The 10,608-nt window shown below is 44.6% G+C and carries 10 protein-coding genes; 8 read left to right on the forward strand and 2 right to left on the reverse strand.

The genetic code is table 11. The annotated features are described in order from the left end of the window. Positions 1-59: 59 nt before the first annotated feature. A complete protein-coding gene (locus tag L3V33_RS22985; protein ID WP_009848192.1) occupies positions 60-371 on the forward strand; it encodes a DUF3630 family protein in 312 nt (103 codons plus the stop codon). A gap of 279 nt (positions 372-650) precedes the next feature. Continuing rightward, positions 651-1,322, forward strand: a complete 672-nt coding sequence (locus L3V33_RS22990) for a 7-cyano-7-deazaguanine/7-aminomethyl-7-deazaguanine transporter (RefSeq protein WP_004736638.1) — start codon at positions 651-653, stop codon at positions 1,320-1,322. Between the two features lie 100 nt (positions 1,323-1,422). Here the strand turns inward: L3V33_RS22990 and gppA are convergent, their stop codons facing one another. Together gppA and rhlB are read right to left on the reverse strand one after the other, a co-directional pair. Continuing rightward, positions 1,423-2,916 carry a guanosine-5'-triphosphate,3'-diphosphate diphosphatase gene (gene gppA, locus L3V33_RS22995; protein WP_054548413.1) on the reverse strand — a complete coding sequence of 498 codons (1,494 nt, stop codon included), beginning with the start codon at positions 2,914-2,916 and terminating at the stop codon, positions 1,423-1,425. Between the two features lie 6 nt (positions 2,917-2,922). Further along, positions 2,923-4,233, reverse strand: a complete 1,311-nt coding sequence (gene rhlB, locus L3V33_RS23000; protein ID WP_004736636.1) for an ATP-dependent RNA helicase RhlB — start codon at positions 4,231-4,233, stop codon at positions 2,923-2,925. 111 nt (positions 4,234-4,344) lie between these two features. Between rhlB and trxA the strand changes: the two genes are divergently transcribed. The 6 genes from trxA to fre all read left to right on the forward strand — a co-directional run bounded on the left by trxA (position 4,345) and on the right by fre (position 10,177). Further along, a complete protein-coding gene (gene trxA / locus L3V33_RS23005; RefSeq protein ID WP_004736635.1) occupies positions 4,345-4,671 on the forward strand; it encodes a thioredoxin TrxA in 327 nt (108 codons plus the stop codon). Positions 4,672-4,871: 200 nt separating this feature from the next. Next, a complete protein-coding gene (gene rho / locus L3V33_RS23010; RefSeq protein WP_029222011.1) occupies positions 4,872-6,131 on the forward strand; it encodes a transcription termination factor Rho in 1,260 nt (419 codons plus the stop codon). 110 nt (positions 6,132-6,241) lie between these two features. After that, a complete protein-coding gene (locus L3V33_RS23015; RefSeq protein WP_004736631.1) occupies positions 6,242-7,237 on the forward strand; it encodes a hypothetical protein in 996 nt (331 codons plus the stop codon). A 98-nt stretch (positions 7,238-7,335) separates the two neighbouring features. Continuing rightward, a complete protein-coding gene (gene ubiD / locus L3V33_RS23020; protein WP_017093290.1) occupies positions 7,336-9,177 on the forward strand; it encodes a 4-hydroxy-3-polyprenylbenzoate decarboxylase in 1,842 nt (613 codons plus the stop codon). Next, complete coding sequence (locus tag L3V33_RS23025; protein ID WP_017081534.1) at positions 9,174-9,443, forward strand: 2Fe-2S iron-sulfur cluster-binding protein; 270 nt, start codon at positions 9,174-9,176, stop codon at positions 9,441-9,443. The genes ubiD and L3V33_RS23025 overlap by 4 nt, the downstream gene beginning before the upstream one ends. Before the next feature lie 20 nt (positions 9,444-9,463). Further along, the gene (fre, locus tag L3V33_RS23030) at positions 9,464-10,177 is read left to right on the forward strand and encodes an NAD(P)H-flavin reductase (RefSeq protein WP_004736628.1); all 714 of its coding nucleotides are present in this window, start codon (positions 9,464-9,466) and stop codon (positions 10,175-10,177) included. Positions 10,178-10,608 lie beyond the last annotated feature (431 nt).

Raw genomic sequence — 10,608 nt, forward strand, 5'->3', positions numbered from 1 at the left:
GAAGCGTTTAGCTTATAAGAACGGTTAGTTCATAGAAAAAGAATAAGGTTGATAGGGACATGACAACACCAACAGAATTTGGCTTAAGAGAATATTTGGCTGAGGAAGGACGTTTATTGATTACGTCTCCAAGTTTTGATTTTGATTCTTATGAAGTGCTAGGTGAAAAGCTGGTGGCGTTGCTGTCAGCTTCTGTTGTTGAAAAGCAATGGGACGCCGATATGCATTCTTGGTTGATTGATTTTGAAGATTGTCGAATGTTTTTAAAGTCTGAGCATTACAGCGAATCAATTTGGTTTGAGTCGTTAAACGCTGAAGAAAGCCGAGAAGAGTTCGATTATCTCGCGACGCTTTTCAAGCGTGGCTTCTAACTTCAAGCATGGTTTCTAACGTTTAGCATAGCTTCTAAAAATATCGCTTTAAAAAACAGATCTTCTAGTGTCATTCACTAATTAAAGTGAGGATAAACGTTTGCGTTTGTTCTCACCATTGCAGCCAATATTGATTAATGTATAATCGCCCGCCGCTCAATAGAGCAAATTATAGAAACATTTTTAATCCACATTATTGGTAAGAGCTTTCTTAGTTTATTTGAAGAAATGACTCGATTTGGGTTCCCTCACCCCCAAACCAAACTAAAAAGGTACAGCATGAGTAACTTTACCCCTGCGCAACAGCGCAAAGCCCTAGCACTATTAGTTTTGTTCCATTTGGTGATTATTGCGTCAAGCAACTATCTGGTTCAGCTACCTTTTACCGTCTTCGGTATGCACACCACTTGGGGTGCTTTCACTTTCCCGTTTATCTTCCTAGCGACCGATCTCACAGTACGCATTTTTGGCGCGCAGCTTGCTCGTAAAATTATTTTCTTAGTGATGTTGCCTGCACTGGCCGTTTCTTATTTATTGTCTGTTGTGTTCTTTGAAGGTTCATTCCAAGGCTTTAGCCAACTAGGCGAGTTCAACCTGTTTGTTGCACGCATCGCAGCGGCAAGCTTCATGGCTTATTTGCTCGGTCAGATTTTGGATGTGCATGTGTTCAACCGCTTACGCCAAATGAAGCAATGGTGGGTTGCGCCAACGTGTTCGACACTTTTTGGTAATGCCATTGATACCATCGCGTTCTTTGCGATTGCCTTCTACCAAAGCCCAGATCCATTCATGGCTGAGCACTGGACTGAGATTGCGTTGGTTGATTACGGATTCAAACTCATCATTAGCTTAGGTTTGTTCGTGCCTATGTACGGTGTGCTTCTTAATTACGTGGTTAAGAAGTTAACCGCAGTGAACCCTGATTTTAAAGCGACAGGTGTTAACGCTTAAGTTTGAGATTTGTAACACAAAGCATTAATTCAGCGATAGAAAAAGCCCAAGTTAGTCTACTAACTTGGGCTTTTTTAATTTCTAGCGTCAGATACTAATATCAGAGGCATTCAATATTCAATGGCCAGCCAATATCGGTCTGTCTATTCGACTCGATCTCTAGCTCAGCAGCTGTCAGCGGATTGTCTGCTAGCCATTGCTTAGAAAGCGTCAAGGTCAGGTTGTTACCATCAGTTGCAAGCTTAAAATCAGGCTCTAGCGCTGGATTGCGACGGTGGGTCAGCAAAATAGCTAAACGCAGAATTCGTAAAATACGCTTGCTGCTGGTGCCTGAGATTGCATGTTGCTCTGGCAATGAGGTTAACTGTTCACGGTAGCGACGAGTTAACTCACCCAAGTAGTGCTTTTGCGCTCGAGTAAAGCCTGGCAGGTCTAAGTTCTGCAGTAGGTAAGCGCTGTGCTCGCCGCCTTTTTTGAAATCGATGGTTAAACCAATCTCATGAAGCTTAGCTGCGGTTTGTAATAGCACGCCAGCTTGAGGCTCTGAAACCCACTCTTCGGCGCCCGCTTGCTCTAACAGAGTTTGTGCGACTACAGCAACTTGTTCACCGTAGCTTACGTCCATTTGATAGCGTGATTGCACGCTCTTGACGGTACGCGCTCGAATATCTTCTTGGCGAAGTTCATCCACCATCTCGTAGGCTAGGCCTTCACGGAGTGCACCGCCTGCGAGTGTCATTGAATCAATTTCAAGTAGCTCAAAAATAGCGATAAGAATAGAAAGGCCACTTGGGAACACTAATGCACGCTCTAGTGTTAATCCTTCTATTTCTAGCTCTTCCAAGCGCTCGGTAATCATGGCTTGTTTCTGTAGACGCTTAAGCTTGGCATGAGTAATGACTTCATCCATGCCTTGCGCCAACATGATTTCTTGCAGTGCTTGAACGGTACCACTGGCACCAACACACACATCCCATCCAATATCCGTGTAGCTATCTAGAATAGGAGCCAACGTAGACTTAGCCGCTTCAATGGCATTGTTAAAGTTGGTTGCGGTTAATTGGCGATCTTTAAAGTGGCGCTCAAGCCAGGTAACACAGCCCATCTTCAGGCTAGTTAGTGCTTTCGCTGAGAAGCCTTCACCTATGATCATTTCGGTGCTTGCGCCACCTATATCAACGACCAGTCGGCGGCCGCTGCCACCAGAAGTGTGTGCTACGCCTTTATAGATAGTCGCAGCTTCTTCTTCACCAGAGATAACATTGATGTCATAACCAAGGATCTGGTTCGCTTTCTCTAGAAATATATCCACATTGATAGCGGTACGTAGGGTCGCTGTACCCACAATGCGGATATTTTCTTTTGGAATATCTTGCAGTCGCTCTGCAAAGAGACTCAAACAGTCCCAACCGCGCTGCATAGCTTCTGTACTAAGCGCATTATTTTCATTTAAGCCTGCTGCTAAACGCACTTTACGCTTAATCTTAGCCATGGTTTGTACGCTGCCATCGATGTGACGCACAACGAGCATATGAAAACTGTTCGACCCGAGGTCGATTGCAGCATAAAGCGGGGGTGACACTGTTTGACTCATAAGCGACTAAGCTTCCTTGTTATGACGCGGTTGGCGTGGGCGACGGTTCTGGTTTGGTTTACGGTTACCGTTGCGTGGGCCATTGTTGTTTGAGCGGCGTTGTTGCGGGTTACGTGTACGTAAGCGCATCGGTGCTGGCAGATCTTCTAGTAGTGCAGAAGCATCGTAGTCAGACATTGGGATAGCATGCTCAATGTATTCTTCGATTGGTGGCAAGTTGATTGCGTAATCTTCACAAGCAAAGCTGATCGAGTGACCGCTTTCACCAGCACGACCTGTACGACCGATACGGTGAACGTAATCTTCACAATCATCAGGTAGGTCGAAGTTGAATACGTGTGTTACTTGAGGAATGTGTAGGCCACGAGCTGCAACATCAGTTGCGACAAGAAGGTCAACATCACCTTTGGTGAACTGCTCAAGAATTTTTTCACGTTTCTTCTGAGGAACATCGCCAGTTAGCAGGCCTACACGGTGACCATCGGCAGCCAAGTGGCCCCAAACTGATTCACATTTGTGCTTCGTGTTAGCGAAGATGATTGCGCGATCTGGCCATTCTTCTTCGATTAACGTTTGTAGAAGAGCCATCTTATGTTCGTTAGAAGGGTAGAACAGCTCTTCTTGAATGCGGTGACCTGTTTTACGCTCAGGCTCAACAACCACGTGCTCTGGGTTGTGCATGTGCTCGAACGCTAGCTCTTGTACGCGGTAAGACAGCGTCGCAGAGAACAGCATATTCAGGCGATCTTTTGGCTCAGGCATACGGCGGAACAAGAAGCGAATGTCTTTAATAAAGCCCAGATCAAACATACGATCGGCTTCATCAAGCACAACCGCTTGAATGTGGTTAAGGTTAAATACCTTTTGCTTGTAGAAATCGATGATACGGCCAGTAGTACCAATTAAGATATCTGCGCCTTCTTCGATCTTACCTAGCTGCTTGTCGTAGCTTTCGCCACCGTAAGCTAGTGCTGCTTTGATACCCGTGCTTTCAACCAGAGAGTCAGCATCGTTGTAGATCTGAATCGCGAGTTCACGCGTTGGTGCCATAATAATTGCACGTGGCTGGTTAGGCTTACGCCCTTCATGCTCAGGTGTTTTTAGCAGGTGGTTAAAAGTAGCAGTTAGAAACGCAAGCGTTTTACCAGTACCCGTTTGGGCCTGGCCTGCAATGTCTTGGCCGGTGAGCAGTACCGGGAGCGCCAAGGCTTGGATAGGGGTACAATAATCGAACCCTTTTTTCTCCAATCCTTCAATGACTTGAGGAAGTAAATCCAAGTCGGCGAACTTTTGCTCTGTGATATGCGTCTTTTTCATTGCTATAGAATATCAGCTTAAGCTTGCAATACGAAAGTAAATACATTCCAATAGGGCATCTATTTACTGGTTATCATCCAACCAGTTCTAAAAAATACATTGGAGTGGAAGATGAGTGATAAGATTTTGCAGCTAACTGATGACGGTTTTGATAACGATGTAATCAATGCTGCAGGCCCTGTTCTTGTTGATTTTTGGGCAGAATGGTGTGGTCCATGTAAAATGATTGCGCCGATTCTTGATGAAATCGCAAACGAGTACGAAGGCAAGCTCACAATCGGTAAATTAAATATCGACCAAAATGCTGGAACTCCACCAAAATTTGGTATTCGTGGCATTCCAACGCTGCTTCTTTTCAAAGATGGCGGCGTAGCAGCAACTAAAGTTGGTGCATTGTCTAAAACTCAACTTAAAGAGTTCCTAGACGCTAACCTTTAATTAGGTGAGCCTTTGAAAAGAAACCGCGCAGTTAACAAATGCGCGGTTTTGTTTTTTCTAAGCTATGGACTAGTCTTAGTTTTAGTGCTAATTTATCGCACGTTAATTGAACGAATTTCTCTTCTTGGTCGATCCTGTGACCAACTCCTTCTTAACTTAAGAAAACAGATCCTATTTTGACTAAACAAACTTCCACCACTATGAATCTTACTGAACTGAAGAACAGACCTGTGTCTGAACTTGTTAAACTTAGCGAAAGCCTAGGTCTTGAAAATCAAGCTCGCCTAAGAAAACAAGACATTATCTTCTCCATCCTTAAAGCGCATGCAAAAAGTGGTGAAGACATCTTTGGTGATGGTGTTCTAGAAATTCTTCAAGACGGTTTTGGTTTCCTGCGTAGCGGCGACAGTTCGTACCTTGCTGGGCCAGATGATATTTACGTATCACCAAGCCAGATTCGTCGTTTTAACCTTCGCACCGGTGACTCGATTGGCGGTAAAATCCGTCCACCTAAAGATGGCGAACGTTACTTTGCACTGCTTAAAGTAAACACGGTTAACTACGACAAGCCAGACAACGCCCGTAACAAAATCCTTTTTGAAAACCTGACTCCTCTTCACGCCAACGAACGTATGGTGATGGAAGCGGGTAATGGTGCGACTGAAGATATCACAGCTCGAATTCTTGACCTTGCTTCACCTATAGGTAAAGGCCAGCGTGGTCTGATTGTTGCTCCGCCTAAAGCAGGTAAAACAATGCTTCTGCAAAATATTGCACAAAGCATTGCACGCAACCATCCTGAGTGTGAACTAATGGTTCTACTTATCGATGAGCGTCCAGAAGAAGTAACAGAAATGCAGCGCCTAGTTAAAGGCGAAGTAATCGCATCGACTTTCGATGAGCCAGCATCTCGCCACGTACAAGTAGCAGAAATGGTAATCGAGAAGGCGAAGCGTCTTGTTGAACACAAGAAAGATGTGGTTATCCTACTGGACTCAATCACTCGTCTAGCTCGTGCTTACAACACTGTTATTCCTTCATCAGGTAAAGTGCTTACTGGTGGTGTTGATGCGAATGCTCTACATCGTCCAAAGCGTTTCTTCGGTGCGGCACGTAACGTAGAAGAAGGCGGTAGCTTAACTATCATCGCAACTGCACTGGTTGATACTGGTTCTAAGATGGATGAAGTAATCTACGAAGAATTCAAAGGTACAGGTAACATGGAACTGCACCTTAACCGTAAGATTGCTGAAAAGCGCGTATTCCCAGCGATTGATTTCAACCGCTCTGGTACTCGTCGTGAAGAGCTTCTTACTAAGAGCGATGAACTACAGAAGATGTGGATCCTGCGTAAGATTGTTCACCCTATGGGCGAAACTGATGCAATGGAATTCCTTATCGATAAGTTAGCAATGACTAAAACGAACGATGAGTTCTTTGACGCAATGCGTCGTCAGTAGTCTTGATTAGCTGATAGTTATTAAAAAGCGCTGCCTTCGGGTGGCGCTTTTTATTTGCATTTTATAGCGACAGCTTGCAGAATGAGCAAAAGTGTTAAAAGGAAGTTAAAATGCAACATGGACTGTTGTCATCATTACTCCTGTCTACTTCACTGTTACTTTCCCCGGTCGGTATGAGCTATGCCACCGAGATGTCTCCAATTACAGTAGAGTCTTGGCTTGAGAATGATCAAGTAAAACTGAAAACTGCTGAATTACTCGAATTTGTCGTACGTGACGAAGTTAATTCGCTGCGCTTCGCGCTTGAGCGTCTGACATTTCCCCAACAAGAAGTGGCTCGTTACCAACTCTTGAAGAAGCTCGAACAGCAAAAAATTGTCCTCACCCCCAAGATGTCTATCTTCATTGAGCAGCAACTCGCTATCACGCCAACTTACCAAGTTTTAGAGCGTGGAGATGGTTATGAGTTTACGGTACCTGCCTTTAATTACCCTTCGATTGCCAACCGGCTCATCAAACAGTGGCGCCAAGACCAGAAGACGCTGGTGTTTGTGTTAGATGCAGAGAAACAAGAACTCGACCTAAAAGAGTGGTTATCTGGATCTGAGCATCAAGTTCAAACACGAGAAGCATTGTTAATCAGAGAGCTAGACAGTTTGTCTCCTGAAGCGGTTGATTATCTGACTAAGCAACTCACGGCCTCCTCGATTGTTAGCTGGCTACCTTCTACTGAGGTGGTGGTTCGATTAGCGCAAGTGAGCGAAGACCCAGAGGTCTACAAGATTCTATGGCGAATGAAGGCCGATTATCATAGCCAAGCTGAGCTAGTCCGCCTTGCTGAAACCAAACAAGCGTTCGCACTTGAACAAGTAATGGCTGCGACTAAGAACCCTCGTTTGAAAGATGAAGCGATTACTTTGCTTACCAAGGTTAACCCGCTATCAGAAGAGGTGAAGGAGTTTCTTGTCTCTAGGATGGCGATTGCCGATGAAGCGCCATTAGTCGCCCGTGAATTAGCCAAACAAGGTCATACGCGATGGTTGCAAGATCTTGTAAATGATAACCCTCAGGTGAAGAGCTCTTTGATCGAGCAAGCATTACCGTAAAGTGGATTTTGCCTCTCAATAACCACACTAAAAAGGGGGATCTCAGCGTCACCCTTTTTGATATACTGAGCGCAGAATAATCAGCATGTAGAAGTCCTATGAGTTTTAAAGATTTACGTGATTTTATCGACCATCTTGAAAGTATTGGTCAGTTGAAACGCATTTCTCACCCAGTCGATCCAGACTATGAAATGACCGAGATTAGCGACCGTACTCTACGTGCTGGTGGCCCGGCTCTTTTATTTGAAAATCCAATAGGCTATGACATGCCTGTTTTAACCAATCTATTTGGTACACCTAATCGTGTGGCTATTGGTATGGGTCGTCAGGAAGTGAAAGAACTGCGTGAAGTGGGTAAGTTGTTAGCTTACCTAAAGGAACCTGAGCCACCTAAAGGCTTTAAAGACGCTCTCGATAAACTGCCGGTGTTTAAGCAAGTCTTAAATATGCCAGCTAAACGTCTTCGTAAAGCGGCATGCCAACAAGTGATATGGCAGGGTGATGACGTCGACCTAGATAAAATCCCCGTGATGAGCTGTTGGGCCGACGATGTCGCGCCGTTGCTAACATGGGGATTAACGGTTACTCGCGGGCCTAATAAGAAACGCCAAAACTTAGGCATCTATCGCCAGCAAAAAATCGGCAAGAATAAGGTCATTATGCGTTGGTTAGCCCACCGTGGTGGAGCGCTTGATCTGCGTGATTGGATGGAAACTAACCCAGGTAAACCATTCCCAGTTTCTGTAGCGTTTGGAGCAGATCCTGCCACCATTCTTGGTGCGGTTACGCCAGTGCCGGATACTTTATCGGAATACGCGTTTGCAGGCTTACTACGCGGTAGTAAAACTGAGGTTGTTAAATCAATCAGCAATGATTTAGACGTTCCTGCAAGTGCGGAAATCGTGATGGAAGGTTACATCGACCCGAATGAGTTCGCGGACGAAGGGCCTTACGGAGATCATACTGGTTACTACAACGAGAAAGAAAAGCACCATGTGTTCACTATTACTCATGTAACCATGCGCGAAAACCCTATCTACCACAGCACCTATACTGGCCGTCCACCTGATGAGCCTGCGGTATTGGGTGTTGCGCTCAATGAAGTGTTTGTTCCTATTCTTCAAAAGCAGTTTCCAGAGATTGAAGACTTCTATCTACCGCCTGAAGGTTGTTCATACCGAATGGCTGTAGTGACCATGAAGAAGCAATACCCAGGTCACGCTAAGCGAGTGATGATGGGTGTATGGTCTTTCTTACGCCAATTCATGTACACCAAGTTTGTATTGGTGTGCGATGAAGATGTGAATGCACGAGACTGGTCTCAAGTGACCGCTGCTATGTGTGAACATATGGATCCGTCACGCGATAGCCTGATGATAGAGAACACGCCGATCGATTCATTGGATTTTGCATCACCTGTGGTTGGGTTAGGTTCTAAGATGGGCCTAGACATCACTAAGAAGTGGGATGCAGAGTTAGCACTATCGCCAGATGTCGAATCAGCACCTGTAAATAGTGAACATATAGAGGGCAGCTTAGCTGAGTTAACCAAGACTCAACCTGAAATTATTGATATTCACCTGCAAAACGATAATGCCAACATGGTTGTGGTGTCTATTGATAAGCAAGCTGCAGGTAATGGTAAGAAAATCATGGAAGCTGTTTGGTCTCAATTTGATGAGAACAAGTTTGTTATCGTGTGTGACGGCGATGTCAACGTGAGTGATTGGAATGACATTATTTGGGCGGTGACCACAAGAATGGATCCGGCTAGAGATACGTTGTTCCTACAGAATGAAACAGGACACTCAAAAATGGGTCTAGATGCGACCAATAAGTGGGAAGGCGAATGCCTGCGTGAGTGGGGTGTTCCAATCACAAAAGATCCTGATGTTGTTAAAAAGATTGATAGCATCTGGGAACAGCTAGGAATTTCATGAGCTACCAAGTAGTCTTATACCCAGAAAACATCAGTTTTACCGTAGAAAAAGGGCAAACGGTCTTGGATGCTGCGCTCAACAGCGATATCTATTTCCCAAACCGTTGCCAAGTCGGCGCATGCGCGATGTGTATGTGCAGAAAATTAGAAGGGCAAGTGAGTTACCATCTTGAACCCATGCTTACAGAGAAAGAGCAGCAACAAGGTTGGATTTTTGCTTGCCAAGCATTTGCAGAAAGTAATTTAGTTCTAACCTTTGCCGATTAAGGGTTAGTAAGAGGAAGAACATGACTATTAAATGTAAAGTGAAGTCTATCGAGCCTTTGGCTTGTAATACTTACCAAATCCTACTTCACCCAGAAACACCGGTCGCTTTTAAAGCGGGCCAATATCTGATGGTTGAAATGGGCGAGAAAGATAAGCGTCCATTTTCGATTGCAAGCAGCCCTTGTCGCCATGAAGGCGAGCTTGAGTTACACATTGGTGCAGCTGAGCACAATGCTTACGCTTCAGAAGTCGTTGAGGCAATGAAGAAAGCGCAAGCTGAAGATGGCGATATAGCTATTGATGCTCCGCACGGTGATGCGTGGGTTAAAGAAGAAAGCGATCGTCCTCTGTTACTAATTGCTGGTGGTACTGGCTTTAGCTACGTGCGCTCTATTCTCGATCACTGCATCGCGCAGAACAGTAAAAAAGAGATTCATCTATACTGGGGTGCAAAAGATGAGTGTCAGCTGTATGCGAAAGAAGAGCTTGTCGACATTGCAGCAAAACACAGCAATGTGCATTTTGTACCAGTAGTAGAAGAAGCACCTGAAGTTTGGAACGGCCAAACGGGTAATGTATTAGAAGCAATCACGCAAAGTTTCGAATCATTAGCTGATTTCGATATCTACATTGCGGGTCGTTTCGAAATGGCAGGCGCTGCAAGAGACATGTTTACTCAGAATAAAGAAGCAAAGCGTGACCATATGTACGCAGATGCTTACGCATTTATCTAAGAATTCTTTTGGATTTTGAGCGAAAAGAGAGCAGAAATGTTCTCTTTTTTCTGTTTAGGTGAACTATTAGGCAGTTAACCTCTATTTATTCATTTTTTATGAAAAAGTAGTTGCTAAGCTGAGTGGGTTCCCTATAATGCGACACCACTGAGACGGCAGACGCCACAAGGCTTCAGCAACAATCAGTTAGACGGAAAGCGACAAAAAATTAATTTTCAAAAAGTGTTTGACACTGAATGTTAATTCGCTAGAATGGCCGTCCACTTAGAGAGGCTCCTTACTTAAAAGGAACGCTCAACAAGTGAAGCTCTTTAACAATTTAAACCTATCAATCTGTGTGGGCACTCGTTGATGAATATCAAAACGTTATTACTTAGGTAATAGCAGTTACTTCGGTAACAAAATTGATTTCAATGAACTGAGTGACCAAT

This window comes from Vibrio sp. A2-1, from assembly GCF_021728355.1.
In the GTDB taxonomy this organism is placed as follows: domain Bacteria; phylum Pseudomonadota; class Gammaproteobacteria; order Enterobacterales; family Vibrionaceae; genus Vibrio; species Vibrio splendidus_K.